Annotated in this window: 18 protein-coding genes; 6 read left to right on the top strand and 12 right to left on the bottom strand. The window is 37.2% G+C overall.

Annotated elements, in window-relative coordinates; genetic code table 11:
- Window positions 1–80 precede the first annotated feature (80 nt).
- Window positions 81–434 carry a winged helix-turn-helix transcriptional regulator gene (locus EZ456_RS16390; protein WP_131531955.1) on the bottom strand — a complete coding sequence of 118 codons (354 nt, stop codon included), beginning with the start codon at window positions 432–434 and terminating at the stop codon, window positions 81–83.
- 81 nt (window positions 435–515) lie between these two features.
- Between EZ456_RS16390 and EZ456_RS16385 the strand changes: the two genes are divergently transcribed.
- Entirely contained in the window at window positions 516–1,400 is an 885-nt protein-coding gene (locus tag EZ456_RS16385; protein ID WP_131531953.1) for an NmrA family NAD(P)-binding protein, read from the top strand.
- A 47-nt stretch (window positions 1,401–1,447) separates the two neighbouring features.
- Here the strand turns inward: EZ456_RS16385 and EZ456_RS16380 are convergent, their stop codons facing one another.
- From EZ456_RS16380 to EZ456_RS16365, 4 genes are read right to left on the bottom strand one after another with little or no spacing between them, the layout of a single operon-like run.
- Window positions 1,448–1,813, bottom strand: coding sequence for a nuclear transport factor 2 family protein (locus tag EZ456_RS16380; protein WP_131531951.1), 366 nt, complete (start codon window positions 1,811–1,813; stop codon window positions 1,448–1,450).
- A 25-nt stretch (window positions 1,814–1,838) separates the two neighbouring features.
- Window positions 1,839–3,344 (bottom strand): PH domain-containing protein, encoded by a 1,506-nt coding sequence (locus EZ456_RS16375; protein ID WP_131531949.1) that lies wholly within the window; start codon window positions 3,342–3,344, stop codon window positions 1,839–1,841.
- A complete protein-coding gene (locus tag EZ456_RS16370) occupies window positions 3,337–3,891 on the bottom strand; it encodes a PH domain-containing protein (RefSeq protein WP_131531947.1) in 555 nt (184 codons plus the stop codon). Before EZ456_RS16370 ends, EZ456_RS16375 begins: the two co-directional genes overlap by 8 nt.
- 55 nt (window positions 3,892–3,946) lie before the next feature.
- Window positions 3,947–4,921 (bottom strand): SGNH/GDSL hydrolase family protein, encoded by a 975-nt coding sequence (locus EZ456_RS16365; RefSeq protein WP_131531944.1) that lies wholly within the window; start codon window positions 4,919–4,921, stop codon window positions 3,947–3,949.
- 301 nt (window positions 4,922–5,222) lie between these two features.
- On the opposite strand from EZ456_RS16365, the gene EZ456_RS16360 reads away from it, so the two are divergent.
- Window positions 5,223–6,593, top strand: a complete 1,371-nt coding sequence (locus tag EZ456_RS16360; RefSeq protein WP_131531943.1) for a dipeptidase — start codon at window positions 5,223–5,225, stop codon at window positions 6,591–6,593.
- 949 nt (window positions 6,594–7,542) lie between these two features.
- Window positions 7,543–8,523 carry a glycoside hydrolase family 43 protein gene (locus EZ456_RS16355; RefSeq protein ID WP_131531941.1) on the top strand — a complete coding sequence of 327 codons (981 nt, stop codon included), beginning with the start codon at window positions 7,543–7,545 and terminating at the stop codon, window positions 8,521–8,523.
- Between the two features lie 20 nt (window positions 8,524–8,543).
- Here EZ456_RS16355 and EZ456_RS16350 read toward each other — a convergent pair whose 3' ends face one another.
- Entirely contained in the window at window positions 8,544–9,791 is a 1,248-nt protein-coding gene (locus tag EZ456_RS16350) for an MFS transporter (protein WP_131531939.1), read from the bottom strand.
- Between the two features lie 140 nt (window positions 9,792–9,931).
- On the opposite strand from EZ456_RS16350, the gene EZ456_RS16345 reads away from it, so the two are divergent.
- Window positions 9,932–10,828 carry a glycoside hydrolase family 25 protein gene (locus EZ456_RS16345; RefSeq protein WP_131531937.1) on the top strand — a complete coding sequence of 299 codons (897 nt, stop codon included), beginning with the start codon at window positions 9,932–9,934 and terminating at the stop codon, window positions 10,826–10,828.
- A gap of 68 nt (window positions 10,829–10,896) precedes the next feature.
- Here the strand turns inward: EZ456_RS16345 and EZ456_RS16340 are convergent, their stop codons facing one another.
- Window positions 10,897–11,994: a mandelate racemase/muconate lactonizing enzyme family protein gene (locus tag EZ456_RS16340; RefSeq protein WP_131531935.1), complete on the bottom strand. Its 1,098-nt coding sequence runs from the start codon at window positions 11,992–11,994 to the stop codon at window positions 10,897–10,899.
- A gap of 257 nt (window positions 11,995–12,251) precedes the next feature.
- Between EZ456_RS16340 and EZ456_RS16335 the strand changes: the two genes are divergently transcribed.
- Together EZ456_RS16335 and EZ456_RS16330 are read left to right on the top strand one after the other, a co-directional pair.
- Window positions 12,252–14,261: a thioredoxin domain-containing protein gene (locus tag EZ456_RS16335; RefSeq protein WP_131531933.1), complete on the top strand. Its 2,010-nt coding sequence runs from the start codon at window positions 12,252–12,254 to the stop codon at window positions 14,259–14,261.
- A 10-nt stretch (window positions 14,262–14,271) separates the two neighbouring features.
- Complete coding sequence (locus tag EZ456_RS16330; protein WP_131531931.1) at window positions 14,272–14,778, top strand: FKBP-type peptidyl-prolyl cis-trans isomerase; 507 nt, start codon at window positions 14,272–14,274, stop codon at window positions 14,776–14,778.
- A gap of 90 nt (window positions 14,779–14,868) precedes the next feature.
- Here the strand turns inward: EZ456_RS16330 and EZ456_RS16325 are convergent, their stop codons facing one another.
- The 5 genes from EZ456_RS16325 to EZ456_RS16305 all read right to left on the bottom strand — a co-directional run bounded on the left by EZ456_RS16325 (window position 14,869) and on the right by EZ456_RS16305 (window position 19,945).
- Window positions 14,869–15,498: a Uma2 family endonuclease gene (locus tag EZ456_RS16325; RefSeq protein WP_131531929.1), complete on the bottom strand. Its 630-nt coding sequence runs from the start codon at window positions 15,496–15,498 to the stop codon at window positions 14,869–14,871.
- 45 nt (window positions 15,499–15,543) lie between these two features.
- Window positions 15,544–16,764, bottom strand: coding sequence for a hypothetical protein (locus EZ456_RS16320; protein ID WP_131531927.1), 1,221 nt, complete (start codon window positions 16,762–16,764; stop codon window positions 15,544–15,546).
- Window positions 16,757–17,341 (bottom strand): RNA polymerase sigma factor, encoded by a 585-nt coding sequence (locus EZ456_RS16315; RefSeq protein ID WP_131531925.1) that lies wholly within the window; start codon window positions 17,339–17,341, stop codon window positions 16,757–16,759. Before EZ456_RS16315 ends, EZ456_RS16320 begins: the two co-directional genes overlap by 8 nt.
- A gap of 122 nt (window positions 17,342–17,463) precedes the next feature.
- Window positions 17,464–18,156, bottom strand: coding sequence for a DUF4397 domain-containing protein (locus EZ456_RS16310; RefSeq protein ID WP_131531923.1), 693 nt, complete (start codon window positions 18,154–18,156; stop codon window positions 17,464–17,466).
- Window positions 18,157–18,322: 166 nt separating this feature from the next.
- Window positions 18,323–19,945, bottom strand: coding sequence for an ABC-F family ATP-binding cassette domain-containing protein (locus tag EZ456_RS16305; protein WP_131531921.1), 1,623 nt, complete (start codon window positions 19,943–19,945; stop codon window positions 18,323–18,325).
- Window positions 19,946–20,132 lie beyond the last annotated feature (187 nt).

Here is a 20,132-nt window from a genome sequence, read left to right as displayed (position 1 = left end):
TCCGCTTCGCCAAGGTTTATATAATTTAGTTTGTACTACTATTTAAACCCAAAGCCTTATTTATGTGCTGTTAGCAAGGTTTACACAGAGCCATTTTTAACCGCCCAATCTACCATTGAATTTAGCACATGAAAAAGATCCTGCCCTGATTTTGTGAGGCTATAGGTAACTACAGGAGGAACAACGGCTTGAGCATCTCTACGAACAAGGTCATCATTTTGCATTTGCTTTAAGTGTTGTATAAGCATTTTCTCCGTAATCTGTGGTATTGCACGTTTTAACTCGCTGTAGCGTTTTGGCCCACTCATTAAATGAAAAATAATGATCGGTTTCCAATAACCACCAATTTTTTCCATTACAAAAGTAACAGGGCAGCTGGTTAGCGCTATTCCTTTATTAAAATTACGGGTCGAACTTTCTTTAACAGCTGTCATGGTTACATACTTTGGGGTAAGTACTTGTATAAAAGTAAGTACAAATATAGCTTTGTATTCAATATTTAAAAACAAAAAATCATGAAAATAACATTAACAGGATCAATAGGTAATATTACAAAGCCGCTTGCCGAAATATTGGTAGCTAAAGGTCACGAAGTAAAAATTATTAGCAGCAACGCCGATAGAGCTGAAGAAATTAAATCACTTGGTGCAATACCATTAATTGGTAGTGTAAGCGATACCGAATTTTTAAAAGAGGTCTTTTCTGGAGCTGATGCTATTTACACCATGGTGCCGCCGAATTTTGCAGCACCAAAATTTAGGGCATATATTAAAAGTATTGGCGAAAATTATGCTGTTGCCATTAAAGCGTCCGGGGTTAAAAAAGTAGTGAATTTAAGTAGCGTAGGTGCAGATCTGCCAGATGGAACGGGGCCAATTGCAGGATTATATGATGTAGAAAATATTTTTGCTTCATTAGATGGGGTAGATGTAAAACATTTACGTGCTGGTTATTTTTACATTAACTTTTTAGCCAACGTTGACATGGTTAAACATGCAAACATATTAGGATCTAATTTTGGCGCCGATTCAAAACTTGTTTTGGTGCACCCACGTAACATTGCTGAAGTAGCTGCTGAAGTATTGGAAAGTGATTTTACAGGCAAAACCATACAATACGTAGCCAGTGATGATGAGAGTACGCCGGCTGATGTTGCAAAAGTATTAGGTACTGCAGTCGGTAAACCAGCATTACCATGGATAGAATTTAGCGATGAAGATGCATTTAACGGAATGGTAGGAGCGGGTTTACCTGAAGAAATAGCCAAAAGCTATGTAGAAATGGGCGATGCGATAAGAAGCAATAAACTTTTTGTAGATTATAACAAAAACAGGCCTGCTTTAGGTAACATTAAGCTTAAAGATTTTGCTGCTGAGTTTGCTGCGGCATACCAGAATTAATTGAATTATAGCAGCTGCTTGGATTTAAACCTGGCAGCTGTTATTTTTTATATGGCCACACAACTTCCGGCAATTACTTTCCATTTCTGATCAAACAACTTCCAAACTCTCAAATATCTGAAAATACCTTCGATGGATTGTGAAGTATATACTGCCTTTAGCTCAATTTTCACACTAACAACTGCGGTATCGTTAATTAGGTTAATTTGCTGTTCAGCCGGTAGAATAGAATTTACAACCAAATTTCCGGATGTATAAGTTTCCATATCCATCGCCTTTGTTATGGTTATTCCATTGGGCAGGTTAAAAAGTAGATCTTCATGCAAAAGCAGATCTAGATCCTCAATATCACCATTCTGTATGGCCGTTAATAATCTATCTTCATTTAAAATGATCTGTTCCCTGGTATTCATATTAATTGTTTTAGTTCTTTAAAAATTACATCCAATTATCATTTTTACGCTCTACCTGGTACAGCCAGTAATTTACCAGCTGTTTAATTTCAGTATAATTACCATACTTAAAATGAATCTGACCTGCAGCCGTATGTAAAGTGAGGTGGCCAACATCGACCCCTTTGTGCCATTGGTATTGAAAAGTGGTAATGGCCTGAATCTTATTTGGCATTACAATTTCATTTGAAATATCCCAAATCCCGCTGGTTTTGATGATGAAATCTTGACTTACTGAAATCCGATGCCGGCGGTAACTGATGTAAATCATCAAAGTGCCAATTATAAAGTAAGCAATTGATACACCGATATAAGGTTTAACCTCAGGGACGTTAAACGCAATGATTAAAAATGCCACAACTGGTAAAATCAGTTTAAAGAAGATTGGTAAATTCAAAAACCGCCAGTCAGGGATAAATATTTTTGCTTTTAAAAGTTTTTGGCCCAATATCATTTTTAACAATTCATCCCGTTCGATAGGGTTACATCCCGGAATTTCCAAAGTATTTCCCTGCATTTCATGCCCTTTTTTACTTTGTCCAAATTGAGCCTGCTTTAAACTCATATTCAGCATGTTCATCTTTTTCTGAAAGTAATTCTGACTGTATTTGGTAATCTGGACTTTGTTTGGGCTAATCAGCGTATTTTTCTTCGCAATCAGCCCTGAGGAGAGTAAGAGTGTATTTTTATGCTCGCTAATTTCGAGTTCGAAATACTTGTAAAAGGTTCTAACCAGGTTAATAATCAACAGTACCATTAAAAGGCATGCAATTAAGATAAAAACCGTTACAATGGTCAACATACCTGTTACCGTGCTCTGAATTTCATCTTTATTAATTTTAAAAGCATCGAGCAACTGCCTGCCCTCATAAATAACGGTGTAAAAAAAAGCAGCAAGTAAAGCTAAACTTTGTCCATAATTAGAGGTTAGCCCAACTTTAAACAAAGTCCAGGCGCTTATTCTTAAAAATGGTGTTTCTTCTGTCTTATTGTTTTCATGTTCAATTTCCGATTGGACTTCGGTTGCTGCTCTTCTATTTAATAAATGTTCTCGAAGGTTATAGGCCGAAGTTTCGTCAATTGCTTTTATGCTCACTTCTTCGCCATGAGCGCCAGCAGTATCGATTTTTAAACCATAAACACCGATAATTTTCTGCAGAATATTCTGGTTAATGTTAACTTGCTGTATTTTATCGAGCTGAATAATTACCTGATCGCGATTGAATATCCCTTTATTCACCACAAATTCCTGCTTTTCTTTATCTAAGAAGAAGGTAAATTTTAAATACCATAAATAAGCAAATATGAAACTGAAAACAATTATAGCAGAAATGCCTAATATCAGATAGGTAAAAGAAGTGCTCGACATTTTTACAAACGCGATAATGAATAAGAAGAAACTCGCCTTGCCAATTTTTAACATGGTATGAGCACCCATTATAATAATACCAAAGGCCGATTCCCGCTGTGGTTTACTAAAATCGTTATTCATTAGGATTTAATTCGGTTATTGGATTTTCAAGCAAGTCTATTTTTTTCAAAAGCAGGTCTCTAATACGCTTTGCCTCATCAATTGCAATACCCGAAATATGGATATGCCCTGTTTGGCCACCTGCGGTAAATAGCTGTAATGATCCCAATTTGTACATCCTGGAAAAAATCCCTTCATTTAATTCGATATGCTGAATCCTGTTTAAAGGGACAATTATTGTCGATTCGGCGATAACTCCACTCTTGTATATTACGTCATGTGCGCGGATAGCATAACCTCGTTTCTTAAAACTAGCGCGAAAGAGTAGTAAGAAAATGGCTAATAATGCAAAATAAAGAGGGATAATCCATTTTGCATTTGGTTTTACTTCATCAACAAAGAATAGGAGTATACCAATAGTTATTCCGAGTAGGCCAAAAAAGATAAACAGATTAATGCAGATGATTTTCCAATAATCGGGATGTGGTCGGCTTAACTGAATGTCTTCGTATTTTGGAAGAAGATCGAGATCAATAACTTCATTGGTGAAAAATGTCTCTGTGGTCATGGTTAAAGGTATAAAACATATTAATCTATAAATAGACTAATGTTTAAATCTTTTGTTACCTCGCTACGATAAACTTTTTTGCAGTATTATACTGGCCAGAATCGGAAGAGATTTTAAAGAAATAAATGCCGGGAACAAACGTAGAGGTATTGATTTCTAAAGTGTGTTTTCCCGTATTAAGGTATTCGTTTACTACTGTTTTAACCAATCGGCCCATTAAATCGTAAATCTGGATATTAATTTTATCCGCTTCTGGTAAAACTACATCAATAAATGTTTGCATGGCTGCAGGATTTGGGTAATTCTGAGTAACGGTAAACTTTAAGAATTTATCAAAAATTGCTTTATTAATAGCGTCGAAAATAACATAGCTCACCAATCTGTAACCGCGTGCATTTGGATGAAATGCATCCTGATAAAGTGAGAAATCGCGCCTCATAGCAGCATTTACATCTGCTAAATATATTTTATACTCCGTTACCAGTTTTCGGTATGCAGTATTCAGGTTTCTGATATTAGTATTTACAGCAACATAACTCTTATTGGTCCTATCATCAACAAACTGAAGTGTACACAAAATTGGAACTAACCTCTGTTTAAGGCTTGCTGTAATCAAAACCCTCATATTAGCAACACTTTCGGCTATACTTCCTTTGCCGGCAGCTATAGCTATAGCATCATTAATACCCATATCAATAACTATAAAGCCTGTTCTATTGGCTATTGCATTATCAATTCTGAGCAATCCCTGGAAAGTAGTTTGGCCACCAATACCATGATTGGTAATATCGACTATCTTATTAGTATAACAATTTATAAAATTGTTCTGTAGCATGGTTTGGAAACCCAATCCTTTTACGCCCTCAACAGTACTGGCTCCAAAGGTTACGATATTTATACTGTCTTTTGAATAGTATTGTGCGGCTTCCGGACAACTTACACGAGTAGGATTCTGAGCTTGTGCGAAAGAAGAAATTCGGATACAAAGAAGTAGCAGCAGTGATAAAAATACTTTTGCGCTAAATTTCATTGTTAAAATTCTTTCGTACAGGATTAAGGATATCTGTTATTTGCGCAATTTACAAAAAAGTAAATATAAATAATGCTGTGCTATTCTTTTTTACAAACATTAAATCATTTTTTTGTATCTATTAAAAGACGGGTTTTAAGTTTGAAAGGTAACACAGTGATTTTGAGCACTAAAAAAAATAATTAAAGCCATTAACCATCTGGTTATAAGCAAATTTTTAGGCCTATATGAGGATAATTTATTAGCCGCTTACTGTGCCATTTATTTGGTAAAGCCTATATTTGTCCAAATTCATTTTGTTATGCAAGAGATTAAAAATTATGTAGAAACGCACAAACAACGTTTTTTAGATGAGTTGTTTGAGTTATTGCGTTTTCCATCGGTTAGTGCTGATCCGAAATACAAAGGCGATGTTTTAAAAACAGCTGATTATGTTGCGCAGAAATTAAAAGATGCAGGTGCTGATCAGGTAGAAATTTGCCCAACTGCAGGATATCCTATTGTTTATGGCGAAAAAATTATAGATGCTTCTTTACCAACAGTTTTAATATACGGTCACTACGATGTTCAACCGGCAGATCCATTAGAACTTTGGCATACACCACCTTTTGAGCCAACAGTACGCGATGGTAAAATTTATGCCCGCGGTGCTTGCGATGATAAAGGACAGTTTTACATGCATGTAAAAGCATTCGAACTGATGATGCAAACCAATACTTTAGCTTGTAACGTTAAATTCATGATTGAAGGTGAAGAGGAGGTAGGTTCTGCAAATCTGGGTATTTTTGTAAAAGCGAATGCAGATCGTTTAAAAGCCGATGTAGTTTTAATTTCTGATACTTCAATGATCAGCATGGAACACCCATCAATCGAAACTGGTTTACGTGGTTTAGCTTACATGGAAGTTGAAGTAGTTGGTCCGAACCGCGATTTACACTCTGGAGTTTACGGTGGGGCAGTGGCTAATCCAGCTACTATTCTTTGTAAAATGATCGCTTCATTACACGATGAAAATAACCACATCACTATCCCTGCCTTTTATGATAAAGTGCTTGAGTTAACAGATGAGGAGAAAAAAGCATTAAATTCTGCACCTTACGACGAAGCAGAATACAAAAAGGATTTAGATATCGAAGAAGTTTGGGGCGAGAAAGGTTATTCAACCTTAGAGCGTACAGGTACCCGTCCAACTTTAGAAGTAAACGGAATTTGGAGCGGTTATATAGGCGAAGGCGCAAAAACCGTATTGCCTAGTAAAGCCAATGCAAAAATTTCTATGCGTTTGGTTCCACACCAAAGTTCTAAAGAAATTGCTGAGATTTTTACTAAACATTTCGAAAGCATTGCACCTAAAAATGTTAAGGTTAAAGTTACCCCTCACCATGGTGGCGAACCGGTAGTAACCCCAACGGATAGTATTGCCTATCAAGCAGCCGAAAAAGCAATTGAAGATAGTTTTGGTAAAAAGGCTATTCCAACACGTGGTGGAGGCAGTATTCCTATTGTGGCTTTGTTTGAAGATGCACTGGGTATTAAATCGGTGCTTTTTGGCTTCGGTTTAGATAGTGATGCACTACACTCTCCGAATGAAAAATATGATATTTACAATTATTATAAAGGAATAGAGACTCTACCGTTATTTCATAAATATTTCGCAGAGCTGAGCAAATAAGCTTAACCACGCATTCAGGCTGAACAAAATTATATTTGTCAGTCTGAGCGGAGTCGAATACCATCCCTGCCTATTTAATATAAGCAGGGATTTTTTTTGAAAGCGAATCTTGATTTTTTGTAAATGAACGTTTAGTGTTTCATAGGTGTTATAGTCCCGCCATTCGCTTTATCCCGATGAAAAAAACGGGATGCCGCTGCTGTCGGGTTTATTTAACAGGTGGCGGTTCTTCGAAGCAAAACCTATTCATGCAATGGCGCTAATAATGCAGTTTGAAGCTTTAAATAGTATTACGGGTCTTGCCACTTAAACCCGACTGCAGTGTAAAACCCGCAGACCGAAGCATGAGGGCGAGGATTTGTAACGAAGGGCGGGGCTGCTTTAACCTATTTGCTGTAAGTTTTGCTTTCCAAAAAAGTGAATAAGTATTTTAAATAATTGGTTTTTGGAAATGATTGACCTATTTTTCATAGGTACTGCAGTCCCGACAAAGCTAAATAGTCCTCGCTTCGCTGCGGGCTATTTAGCTTTGTCGGGTTTATTAGAGGGCAGTTCATCATTTGAAAGGCCTGCTCCTGCAAGGGCACTGGTTATTTGTTCTGCAAGCCTAAATAGTAGTAATATCCGTGCCACCTAAACCCGACCGGAGTGAGATGCCAATTTAAGCACTTATTTTTGTTATTTTTTGGTGTGTTTGCTTGTTTCACAGGTTTCATTGGCAGAAACGGGGGCGGGGCTGCCACATCCTAAAAGCACTGTCACTGCTTTCCAAAGAAAAGGAAATATAATCTTAACTTTTTATATGCTTTTTAAACGGGGGCGGTTGTCCGTCTGAGCAGACTCGAAGAGCATCTTCATCTTTAAACATCTTTGCGCTTTTACTTTCTGCACTTTTCGGTTAAACTAAGACAGTATTTTTTTAACACAGATTTTTTTCTAAATTGCTGCCATGAAATACCTATTCTCATCTCTTTTACTTTTATCCGGATTTGCTTCTTTAGCTCAAGATACTAAAACGATTAAGCAATCTGGAAATCCAATATTTCAAGGTTGGTATGCAGACCCTGATGCTGCTATTTTTAATAATAAGTATTGGGTTTATCCCACTTATTCTGCGAGATACAAAGAGCAGGTTTTTTTAGATGCCTTTTCATCAGATGATTTGGTAAAATGGAAAAAACATCCACACATTTTAGATACTGCTGCTGTAAAATGGGCCAACAAAGCGATGTGGGCTCCTGCAATTGTTCAAAAAGACAAAAAGTATTACCTGTTTTTTGGCGCCAACGATATCCAAAGCGACAAAGAAATAGGCGGAATTGGGGTTGCCGTTGCCGATAAACCAGAAGGACCATATAAAGACCACTTAGGCAAACCTTTGGTCGATAAATTTCATAATGGCGCCCAACCTATTGATCAGTTTGTGTTTAAAGATAAAGATGGCCAGTATTACTTAATTTACGGTGGCTGGAAACATTGTAATATTGCCAAGTTAAATAAAGATTTTACAGGCTTTTTGCCTTTTGAAGATGGCACAACCTTTAAAGAAATTACACCTGATAATTATGTAGAAGGCCCATATATGTTCATTAGAAATGGTAAATATTATTTCATGTGGAGCGAAGGCGGCTGGACTGGTCCCGACTACTCAGTAGCTTATGCCGTTGGCGATTCGCCATTCGGTCCGTTTAAAAGGATTGGTAAAATATTAAAACAAGATGCCTCAATTGCTACTGGTGCAGGCCATCACTCTGTAATTATTAACGAGAAAAAAGGACAATACTACATTGTTTACCACCGTCGCCCCTTAACCGAAACTGATGGTAACCATCGCGTTACTTGTATCGATGAAATGAAGTTTGATGCGGATGGTAATATTCTTCCCGTAAAAATTACGAATGAAGGTGTAAAAGCCCAGAAAGTAAAATAATTGCTGTTCGGCTGGAGATTTTATTCAATTTCCAGCTGACCTTCACTTTTTTCTAAAACAGTTTTTGTCTGCTTTTTATTAAGTGTATTAAAACCCCAGGTGCATAATAAAAGCATTCCGGCAAGGCCTAGCCAAAGCCAGTTGTAACCTAAGTTTTTGGCAATAAAGAATCCAAACAATGGGCCAATAACCTGCGCGCACGACCAGCTCAAAGTATAGCCTGCTGCATATAAGCCCCTGTTGTGCTCGTTACTTCTACTAATAACGATGGTGTTTATAAAAGGTAAAGTGAGCATCTCTCCGCAGGTAAAAACTACAATAGTAAGTACTGCTGCAACAATATGGAAACTAACCGGGGCACTTAATATAATATACGAAATTGCAAAAAGAACTGCACCAACAATGATAAAAAACATTGGTGATCTTTTTGCTTCAATCTTATTAATCATGATCATTTCAAACAAAGCGATTAGGGCTCCATTAAGGCCTATAATAATTCCGATTTGAAACTCATCAATATGCCATTGTTCTTTAAAAAATACCGGAACAACCCTAAACATTAAAAAGGCGCAGGTAATAAAAGCAGTAGTGAGTAGAATGAATTTTACATAGAAGATATCTTCCCACGGTTTCATAATGATCATGTTACTGGCATTTTCTTTGGCCTTTTTAATAAAATCTTTCACTTGCGGTAAAAACGACAGGATTAATAAACCAACAATAATGCTTACCCCACCTTCAACAATAAACAAAAGCTTATAATTAATTGAAGCGATTATTCCTGCCAAGCTAATGCCTACTGACCAACCGATGTTTACTGCCAATCTATTTAAAGAATATGATCTTGTTATAGTGCCTTCTGCAGCGTAGTGAGCAACAGCTGTAAAATTTGCTGGGCGGAATGCCTCAGAAAAAAAGCTGATGACAACAGTTAAAATGCATAAGCTATAAAAATGGGTAATGGTAGAAAAGAGGATGAAAAGTAAACCACCTACTATCGAAGAAAGGATTTGTACAGGACGGAAACCAATCATATCGGTTAATTTTCCTCCTGTTGCTGAGCCCAGAATTGAACCTGCACCAAATAAGGTGATAATTAAACCCGCGTCCATTTCCGAGCGATGTAAACTTTGGGTAACGTATAAGCCCATAAACGGAACAGCCATGCTCCCACATCTGTTAAACATCATTACAATGCTTAAAAGCCAGGTTTCTCTGCTTAATCCGCTGAAAGATGTTTTATAGGTATTGAAAATAAGTTTGAACATGGTGTATTTAGATGTCGTAAAAATACCAAAAGCCAGATATTATTTAATCATCTGAATTCAATATCCGCTTATTAAGCTAAAAAAGATGAACAAAAAATATCCCATAATTTTTCACAAATTTGCATCCGGAAACCGATCAAATGCCGCCAGAGAAAAGAACCCCAATAAACAAAAGCCCAGTTGCCAGAAAACCTGCTGCTAAGAAACCTGTAACCAGAAAACCTACAACAGGCAGAGAAAAGAAAGCTGTGCTTTCCGTTCAGCTTAAATTGGCTATTGCAGGTTTGTTGTTGATTTTACTCTCTCCATTTTATTACGGCTATGTATTAAAGGGCTTTGTAGCTACCTGGCGGTGGGTTAAAGACTGGGGGCAAGACCCTAATTACAGAACTTACGAGAGTTTTAATATCAAAATTCCTAAAAAATATACCATTCATGGTATCGATGTTTCTTATTACCAAGGCAAAATAAACTGGCAAAAAGTAAAGGAAATGAAAGAGGATGAGGTCAGTATCCGTTTTGCTTTTATCAAAGCTACCGAAGGACTGATGCTCGTTGATCCATATTTTCAACGCAACTGGCGAGAGGCACCAAAAGCAGGGATTATTTGCGGTGCTTATCACTTCTTCAGGCCTAAAAAGGATGGTAAAACGCAGGCTAAATTTTTCTTACAAGTGGTACATATTGAGAAAGGTGATTTGCCACCCGTTGTAGATATTGAATCTTTAGATGGCGTTTCACCGCTAAAAATGAGGGCAGAACTTTCTGATTTTCTAAATTATGTAGAAATGAAAACCAAAGTAAGACCAATTGTTTATACGGGGCTTAAATTTTACGAAGATTATTTAGCCGATCATTTTGATGATTATCCCCTGTGGATTGCCCATTATTATCAGCCAAAGTTAAGGATAGATAAAAGCCGCTGGAAATTTTGGCAACATTCTGACAAGGCCAAAATTAATGGCATTGGCCATGTAGTTGATTTTAATGCTTTTAATGGTGATAGTTTGGCTTTAGATCAAATGTTGGTTCGTTAGTTAAGGTTAATTGTTTAAATCGGATAATCGACTCCAAACGCCAAACGCTCAACTCCAAACTATTACAGCTACACCGTCCAGCTTTCACATTTCTCCAGGAAAAATTCATCAGCTTCTGCACCGATACCGATTTCTTCGGGAACATCAAGAAAATAGCCGTTATATGTTAAGCCACCAACCACAGGGTCAACCAAGTGTCCCAATAGCGCTGTATCTAAGTCGAAAAACTCAACATTAGGGCTGGCCAAGGCAAAATGTAGGTTGGCACTTAAAGCAATCCGAGTTTCGAGCATGCTCCCAATCATGCATTTTAAACCTCGCTGTAAGGCTTCTTCATGGATTTTTTGTGCTTCTAAAATTCCTCCTGATTTCGAAAATTTAATGTTTAAATAGGTTGTAGACTGGCTATTAATCAATTTACGGGCATCATGATGGTTGTAGCAGCTTTCATCAGCCATTAATTTAATCGGTGAATTTACATTCAGTTCTGGTAATTTATCATCGTACCAGGTTCGCATGGGTTGTTCACAAAACTCAATATTGTATTTTTCTAACTCGCCTAAAGCAAATAAAGCATCATCAAAACTCCAACCCTGATTGGCATCCAGGCGTAAAATCAAATCTTCGCCTACTGCTTCGCGGATGTGTTTAACCCTTTCTATATCATCATGCACTTTTTTGCCCAGCTTAATTTTTAGGATGCGACAACCCTGGTTTTTATACTTCAACGCTGTAGTGGCCATTCCCCCTGGTGTATCGATGCCAATGGTCATATCGGTTTCTATGGTGCGTTTGGTTCCACCCAGAAATTTATACAGTGGTAATTTGGCGTTTTTGGCGGCAATATCAAATAATGCCATATCAAAAGCACTTTTAATGGTATTGTTATGATCTGCATAACCTAATAAATCGTTCATCCGCTCGGGAATCTCTAAAGGATCTTTACCCTTTAAAATCGCGGCGAAATCTTTAGCCATCGCAATACATGTTTCCTGAGTTTCACCTACAATCATCGGGAAAGCGGAGCACTCGCCAATTCCGTGAATGCCAGTGTCTGTATAAATCCTAACTAGTACATTCTGGGCAAAATGCATGGTTCCTGTTGCAATAACAAAGGGCTCCATTGGTATGCTAAAGCGGTATATTTCGGTATGGGTGATTTTCATTTTTTTAAGGTTGAGGGTAGAAGGTAAAAGGTATAAGGTTTGTTAATCGAGGGGAGTAAAGTTTGTACAACTCAATTCTTGACGCACTGCGTCACATTTCGATTAAATAACTCATTGGTGTTTAATTTCATTCATCAGATAGATTTCCAACTAAAGTATAAAAACAAAAACTAAATAGAAACAGGTTTGTAGATTATTAATAGATTTACGCCTCAAATTAAATTCCATCTTCCCTCTAACATTTTACATCATATACCATGTCAGAAACCAATAACTTAATCCACGCTTCATCGCCATATTTATTGCAACATGCCCATAATCCTGTTAATTGGTACGAATGGGGCATAGAGGCATTAGAAAAAGCCAAAGTGGAGCATAAACTGATATTGGTCAGCATTGGTTATTCGGCCTGCCATTGGTGCCATGTAATGGAGCGCGAAAGTTTCGAGAATTATGAAGTAGCTGAGGTGATGAACCGTCATTTTATCTGTATCAAGGTAGACCGTGAGGAGCGTCCGGATATTGATCAGATTTATATGTATGCCATCCAACTCATGACAGGTAGCGGAGGCTGGCCCTTAAATTGTATTTGTTTGCCAGATCAACGTCCAATCTATGGTGGAACCTATTTCCGGAAAAATGATTGGATCAATATTCTGGAAAATGTTGCTGCACTTTGGGCAAATGAACCCGATAAGGCCATTCAATACGCAGAGCGGTTAACTTCGGGCATTAAAGACAGCGAAAAAATAATCCCTGCGGTTACAGCAGCAGAATATACCCATGAACATTTAACTGAAATTATCGATCCCTGGAAACGTCATTTCGATATTGGTTACGGCGGTTATAACCGTGCACCAAAATTCCCATTGCCCAATAATTGGGTTTTTTTATTGCGCTATGGCTTTTTAAAAGATGATGAATCAGTTTTTACTGCTGTTTGCCATACCCTCGAAGAAATGAGCCGTGGCGGGATTTATGATCAGATTGGCGGCGGCTTTGCCCGTTATTCGGTTGATGATAAATGGCATGTGCCACATTTTGAGAAGATGCTGTATGATAATGCACAATTGATTAGTTTGTATGCAGAAGCGTACCAGTGTACCGGGTTCGATTCGTTTAAGCAAACTGTAATTGAAACCATTAATTGGGTTTTTGATGAGATGACTTCGGCAGATGGATTGTTTTATTCGGCACTGGATGCAGATAGCGAAGGGGTGGAAGGCAAGTTTTACATCTGGGACAAAGCAGAGTTTGATCAGGTTTTAGGAGAAGATGCCCAATTAATCGGCGCTTATTACAACATTACCGAAGAAGGTAACTGGGAAGAAGAACAAACCAATATTTTGCGTAAAACCATCAGTGATGATGATCTGCTTGCAGAATTTGATATGGAAGCAGAAGTACTCTCCGATAAAGTAAAGTTGGCTAAAGCAAAATTACTAGCGGTTCGGAGCAAAAGGATCCGTCCGGGTTTGGATGATAAATGTTTAACTGCCTGGAATGGTATGATGATTAAAGCTTTGGCTGATGCTGCAGAGGTGTTAAATCATAAACCATATTATGAAAAAGCTTCAACTGCGGCCAATTTTATTTTAAATCACTTAAAATCAGAAAATGGTGGCTTATACCGCAATTATAAAAACGGAAAGGCCTCTATTACAGGCTTTTTAGACGATTATGCTTTTTTTATTGAAGCACTAATAGCCCTGTATGAAGCTGATTTTGATGAAAAATGGTTAGAAGAGGCCAAATCATTGACCGATTATGTGATCACTAATTTTACGGATGCAGATTCCCCAATGTTTTTCTACACCTCTGCAGAGGGTGAAGAATTAATTGCCCGTAAACATGAAGTAATGGATAATGTAATTCCGGCTTCAAACTCTACCATGGCACAAAATTTAAAGAAACTGGGATTACTTTTTGATGTAGAACAATATGCCGACAAAGCCGCAGAAATGCTTGCTGCAGTTCATCCTAAGATAAAAAGTTATGGTTCTGCTTATTCGAACTGGGCCATTCAGCTACTGAACGAAATTTATGGAATAAACGAAATTGCCATTACCGGTTTGGAAAGCGATGTTGTTAAATTAGCATTAAGTGGACATTATATTCCGAACAAAATTACATTGGGCGGAACAAAAAGTAACCTACCGCTGTTAAAAGGTAAGCAAAGCAATGAAACAAAAGTTTATATTTGCCGAAATAAAGTATGCCAGTTGCCGGTTAACACTGTTGAGGACGCATTAGAGTATTTACAATAAATTAATTTAAATGAATATTTCACCAAACTCTGTAGTAGCGTTAACTTACGAATTGCATACTACTAACGAAGAAGGACAACAAGTTTTTGTCGAAAAAGCTGACGAAGAAAATCCTTTAGTATTTTTATATGGCGTTGGCATGATGTTGCCTAAATTTGAAGAGCATTTAACCGGTTTGAAAACTGGTGATGAATATGGCTTCGAGCTATCTGCTGCAGATGGTTATGGCGATATCGATCCAGGTGCTTTTGCCGATTTACCAAAAACAATGTTTACTGAAGCTGGTGGCGAATTACCAAATGTTGGTGATGTTATTCCATTGCAAGATAACAATGGTAACCAGTTTAGAGCAGGTGTTACGGCTGTTCACGACGAAACCATCTCAGTAGATTTAAACCACCCAATGGCTGGTAAAAATTTAGTATTTAACGGTGTGATTTTAAATGTACGTGAAGCCACTCAAGATGAACTGGCTCATGGTCATGCGCACGGAGCTGACGGTCATTCAGGTCACTAATTAATAGATATAGACGATTTTTAAAGAAGTCAAGTTTTAAATAGCAAATTGCTATTTAAACTTGACTTCTTTCATTAATATATCTATGATTTAATCTTGAAAAACCTCTTCCAGAATAAGTAAAAATCCTGGCATAATCGAAGTACTTACTACTTCGCCAAGGGTTAGCAGTTTTGTTGGTTGAAACTTGCCCTTATCATCAAGGATATATCTGAAAAATGTTTTTTCCGAAGGACTTACAATCCAGTATTCTTTAACACCTGCTTCTTCATAAACCTCATATTTATTGATCAATTCCTTTTTATTATTCCCTGGCGATAAAATTTCAACCACAATATCTGGTGCACCAATACATCCACGTTTATCCAATTTTGTTTGATCGCAAACCACCACAATATCAGGTTGTACTACAGTAAAAACTTCTTTGTCATCCTGAGTTTTCTTTGCTAATCTAACATCAAATGGTGCAGTGTAAACATGACATTGTTTTCCTTTCAGAATATTATATATCGGTCCGAAAATATTGGTTAAAACTCCTTGATGAATCCTAGAAGGCGCGGGACTCATTTTAAATAAGTGCCCTTTAATGATTTCTAAACGTTCATCAAAGGCGAAACGCAAATAATCTGCATAACTGTGAGTTGCAGAAAAATCGACCTCATTAAGTGTCTTAATTTCAGGTAGTTCATCTTCATTTGGATATGGTTTGATATTCTTCATATTGGGTATTTAACCAAATATACTAAATATCTTAGTGTTTTTTTCTTAAAAATCAATCTTCAAACGCAGTCCACCGTTGGTGAGATTGAGGTTTTCTTTAGAGAAAGTTTTCATGGGCAACCTTAAAAAAGGTTCGATGGCAATATTGTTCTTTTTGGATATTTTTTGTTTATAACCGAGCGAGAAATTATAAAATCCGATGTATTTATCAGGATCTATATTGGCTTCGGGCTGTGGTTCAGTAGTTTTTTCTTTCACAATCATCGTCTTCGAATCGGCATAGCCATTTGCTGTTGTGGAAGAAAAATTCTGCACCTGGTTTACAATGTAGTTGTTCTGCTGCGAGTTGTTTAAAACAGCTAGTGCAGAAACCCCTATATTGGTGTAGAGTTTATCACTTATGTTGTATTTTAATTCTAAAGGAACGTTAATTCCGCGCACTTTAGCATCAACCGACTCGAGGTTTTTGCCTGATAAAGTTTGTGGCGCAGCAGCATTTAACGATTCGGTGGTGCTAATAGAAGCATAAGAAACCCCCGAGCTTATCGATAATTTATTGGCTATAGCATACGATAAAGAAAAGCCATAGTTCATGGTTACTTTATTGTCATTACCCATCGCTGGGGCAACGTACACATCAGGCTGCCATTTAGAATTTTCGTTTGTTTTGGATGGCGATTTTTGCTGATTTGCATAACTATCGTGGGCAAGCAGTCTTTCAAAACTTGTTTGCGTAATTGGTTGAGGTTTCTTCTTTTCCGTTAAAATATCAACCTGTTTTGATTTCAGGTTTGAAAGGTTAAAACCGGCAAGCTTGTTATCCAAAAGATTATTGTTTACAGGAGCTAATTCTTCTGTTGGATTGATAAACGTATGATTGGTCTGTTGTGTTAATAATGGTTTTATGCTTTCAGTAGTTTTGGATGAGCGATTGGCAGCGAAATTATTTGCAGCAGTTGCATTGCTATTTAATGAAGTAGGATTGGTTTGAGTTTCAGTAATCGCATTTGTATTCCCATCGGCCGCAGGATTTTGCTGGGCTTTAGGTTTAGTTATCGCAATCTCTTTTTTCTGATCTATGGTGTTTTGCATAAAAAATACACCTCCGAAGATAAAAATTAAGGCAGCAGCAGCCCACAAAGGCCAAAAAGCAATGCCTCGTTTCTTATTTTTTTTCTCCGAAAAGCGCTCCCAGGCACCATTAGGGTATGTTTCCTCATGGTTTTGGAGTTGTGCGGTAATATGCTCAATTAATTCCTTATCCATTTTTTTCGTATGAATTAACCATGGTATTTAGGTAAAGGGTACGTAACTTATTTTTAGAACGTGTAAGGTAAACACGACTGGAACTTTCGGGAATGTTTAACATCTTCGAAATTTCATCGTGGGCAAAACCCTCAATTTCATATAAGTTAAATACCAGTCTCTGCGTATCTGGTAAGTGATTTAGTAAATTCAAAATATCATTAACATGTAACTCCGAAGCAATCGAAACCTGAGTAACCGGATGTTCACTTTCTGCTAAATCATCAACATAAAATTGAACTTTCGTACTTCGTATTTTATCTATCGCTGTCCGCGAAGCAATCTGGGCAATCCAACCTTTAAACGATCGCTGTAATTCTTCTGGATTCTTTGGTGCTTTGAAGCCACCAACATGTTTGAAAATCTTGATAAAGCTGTCATTTACAAGCTCTTCACTGTCCGAAGGGTTCTTTGTATACCTTAAAATTATGCCCATTAAATAGCCATAAAATGATTTATACATCATTTCTTTACAGCCATTGTCGTTTTTTACACAGCCTTTTAAAATTTCCTCAAAACTGAGTATTTTTTTTATCACCCCTGTAAAGGACTATTTATTAAAGGTTTATCATGATTAATTATTGCAAATTTAAGAAAATAACACCACCCAATTTTTTGAGTGGTGTCAATTTTCGTTTCCACAGGTAGTGTGAAATATTTTTATTTGTTTGTCATCACTGATAACCCAACTCCCGTACTATCGGTTTTGCTCGATAAGCCTTTAGCCCAGATGGTATAAATCTTGCCTTTTTCGATTTTAACAGCTGGTAAGCTAACTTTAACTGTTCCGCCTTGTTTTAATTGGAAAGTATAGCTGTCATTCGGCGCAATATTGCTAAAAGTGGTAAACTCTTTAAATGCTTTTGCTGTAAATAAAGGTGCTTCTGTACCTGCAATAGCTAAATCAAATGGAGCAGAACCTGGACTTAAGTTTACAAAGCGAACTTTTGCCTTATCGGTTTCGGGTGCTTTTAAATCATCTTCCAGGACTAAAAGTTTTGTGGATTTTAAAGTATCTACTACGAAAACCGAGTAAAATGATCCTTCTTTTAATGTAGCTGTAGCTGTGGTTAAATATTTTAAAGAGTCTTTTTTAGCAACACCAACCAATCTTGTTCCCGGGTAAGCAGCATAATATCCTAAGTCCTTAGTGTAGGTAAAGCTATTTATTTTTTGGTTATCCAATATAAAATCCAGAGCAGCAGTTCCAGGTGATGCATGAACAAAGCCAATGCCAGCAGCTTCTATCGGATCGTTGTTAAAATCCTTTTTACAGGCAGTTATGGTTAAAGCTATCGCTAAGAGAGAGAGAATAATTTTTGTAGTGCTAAAATTTTTCAAATTCGTTTTCATTTTAATGTTTTAAATCAATTTTTTGAACAAAATTGGTTAATGGCCATTAACGCTTTTTCTTGTAAAACGATTAATGGACTGAAAACGCTACAGCTGATTTGATTTTTATAAAGAAAAAGCCACATGGAGTGCATGTGGCTTTTAAATCGATATTTTAATTGAAGAACTAAGCGTACATTTCTTCTCTTAGTTTCGCAACATCACTACTGTTAATGTATTCATCATAAGTCATCAACTTATCAATAGTACCTTTTGGTGTAATTTCGATAATGCGGTTGGCAACGGTTTCTGTTAACTGGTGATCTCGTGAGGTAAACAATATCGCACCTTTAAAATCTTTCATGCCATTGTTCAGTGCCTCGATAGATTCAAGATCCAGGTGATTGGTTGGCTCATCAAACATTAACAAGTTGGCCTGTTGTAACATCATTCTAGAGAACATACAACGCATTTTCTCGCCGCCTGAAAGTACTTTTACGTTTTTAAGTACTTCTTCGCCCGAGAATAACATACGACCTAAGAAACTACGCACAAATTGTTCATCGGCATCAGTACCAGAATACTCGCGTAACCAATCAACCAGGTTTTCATCTTTACCTGCAAAATATTCTGAGTTATCATTCGGAATATCAGCGGTGCTGATGGTAACGCCCCATTTAAATTCACCTCTATGGTCTGCATCCCTGCCCGTTAAAACATCATAAAAAGCTGCGGTAGCCAAGCTATTCTGAGATAATACGGCTATTTTATCACCTTTGTTCACCATGAAGGTAATTTTATCGAACAACACACCATCATTTCCATTTATACCCAGGTTTTCTACCTGTAAAATCTGGTCACCAGCCTCACGGCCAGTGTTGTTGAATATAATGGCTGGGTATTTTCTGCTCGATGCTTTAATTTCAGAGATATCAATTTTATCCAAAGCTTTTTTACGAGAAGTAGCCTGCTTTGATTTAGATGCATTTGCACTGAACCTACGGATAAATTCCTGTAGCTCCTTCACCTTATCTTCCATTTTTTTGTTCTGGTCGCTGCGTTGTTTTAATGCCAGCTGACTAGATTCGTACCAGAAAGTATAATTACCAGTGTAAATGCTCATTTTAGCGAAATCGATATCCACAATATGCGTACAAACTGCATCTAAAAAATGCCTATCATGCGATACAACCAATACAATGCTTTGGTAATCGGCTAAGAAGTTCTCTAACCACGCAATGGTTTCGATATCCAAATCGTTGGTTGGCTCATCCAATAATAGAATATCCGGATTACCAAATAATGCCTGCGCCAATAACACACGTACTTTTTGCGTGTTATCTAACTCTTTTAATAATTTATAGTGGTTATCTTCGGTTATACCCAAATTGCTCAACATGGTTGCTGCATTGCTTTCCATGTTCCAACCATCCATTTCAGCAAAAAGATTTTCAAGTTCTCCGGCACGCTCGCCATCTTTCTCTGAGAAATCTTCTTTCATATATATGGCATCTTTCTCTTTCATGATAGCATAAAGTTCTTTATGGCCAATCATTACGGTTTCTAATACCGAAAACTCATCAAATTCGTAGTGGTTTTGTTTTAAAACCGCCATTCTTTCGCCTGGAGTAAAAGCCACGCTACCAGAGGTTTGGTTAACTTCTCCTGATAAAATTTTTAGAAAAGTAGATTTACCTGCGCCGTTAGCCCCAATTACGCCATAGCAGTTGCCATGGGTAAATTTTAGGTTAACATCTTCAAATAATGTGCGTTTGCCGTATCGTAACGATAAATTAGAAACTGAAATCATGCTATAATTGAAATAAGCCGCAAAGATAGGGAAAAAGGTTGAGGGTAGAAAGGCAGAAGAAGGAAAGCTTTGGGATTAATAATTTGAAATAAAGGTTGAGGGAGGAAGGTGTTAGATTGCTGGAAAGTTGAAAGGTTAAAGGTTGGGAAATGGAGGGTTCTGTTCTTCGTGGCTTAAGCAGCCCCGC

It is taken from the genome of Pedobacter psychrodurus (assembly GCF_004331735.1).
GTDB classification, from domain to species: Bacteria; Bacteroidota; Bacteroidia; order Sphingobacteriales; family Sphingobacteriaceae; genus Pedobacter; species Pedobacter psychrodurus.
The sequence above is the reverse complement of the archived record's forward strand: the minus strand, read 5'-3'. Positions and strand labels throughout refer to the sequence as shown.

Bases quoted from the DNA above. Each gene is read 5' to 3' on its own strand.
- EZ456_RS16350 (WP_131531939.1), bottom strand. From the start codon at position 9,791: ATGTTCAAACTTATTTTCAATACCTATAAAACATCTTTCAGCGGATTA.
- EZ456_RS16310 (WP_131531923.1), bottom strand. From the start codon at position 18,156: ATGAAAACGAATTTGAAAAATTTTAGCACTACAAAAATTATTCTCTCT.
- EZ456_RS16345 (WP_131531937.1), top strand. From the start codon at position 9,932: ATGCCGCCAGAGAAAAGAACCCCAATAAACAAAAGCCCAGTTGCCAGA.
- EZ456_RS16390 (WP_131531955.1), bottom strand. From the start codon at position 434: ATGACAGCTGTTAAAGAAAGTTCGACCCGTAATTTTAATAAAGGAATA.
- EZ456_RS16305 (WP_131531921.1), bottom strand. From the start codon at position 19,945: ATGATTTCAGTTTCTAATTTATCGTTACGATACGGCAAACGCACATTA.
- EZ456_RS16380 (WP_131531951.1), bottom strand. From the start codon at position 1,813: ATGAATACCAGGGAACAGATCATTTTAAATGAAGATAGATTATTAACG.
- EZ456_RS16320 (WP_131531927.1), bottom strand. From the start codon at position 16,764: ATGGATAAGGAATTAATTGAGCATATTACCGCACAACTCCAAAACCAT.
- EZ456_RS16375 (WP_131531949.1), bottom strand. From the start codon at position 3,344: ATGAATAACGATTTTAGTAAACCACAGCGGGAATCGGCCTTTGGTATT.
- EZ456_RS16365 (WP_131531944.1), bottom strand. From the start codon at position 4,921: ATGAAATTTAGCGCAAAAGTATTTTTATCACTGCTGCTACTTCTTTGT.
- EZ456_RS16360 (WP_131531943.1), top strand. From the start codon at position 5,223: ATGCAAGAGATTAAAAATTATGTAGAAACGCACAAACAACGTTTTTTA.
- EZ456_RS16355 (WP_131531941.1), top strand. From the start codon at position 7,543: ATGAAATACCTATTCTCATCTCTTTTACTTTTATCCGGATTTGCTTCT.
- EZ456_RS16370 (WP_131531947.1), bottom strand. From the start codon at position 3,891: ATGACCACAGAGACATTTTTCACCAATGAAGTTATTGATCTCGATCTT.
- EZ456_RS16340 (WP_131531935.1), bottom strand. From the start codon at position 11,994: ATGAAAATCACCCATACCGAAATATACCGCTTTAGCATACCAATGGAG.
- EZ456_RS16330 (WP_131531931.1), top strand. From the start codon at position 14,272: ATGAATATTTCACCAAACTCTGTAGTAGCGTTAACTTACGAATTGCAT.
- EZ456_RS16385 (WP_131531953.1), top strand. From the start codon at position 516: ATGAAAATAACATTAACAGGATCAATAGGTAATATTACAAAGCCGCTT.
- EZ456_RS16325 (WP_131531929.1), bottom strand. From the start codon at position 15,498: ATGAAGAATATCAAACCATATCCAAATGAAGATGAACTACCTGAAATT.
- EZ456_RS16335 (WP_131531933.1), top strand. From the start codon at position 12,252: ATGTCAGAAACCAATAACTTAATCCACGCTTCATCGCCATATTTATTG.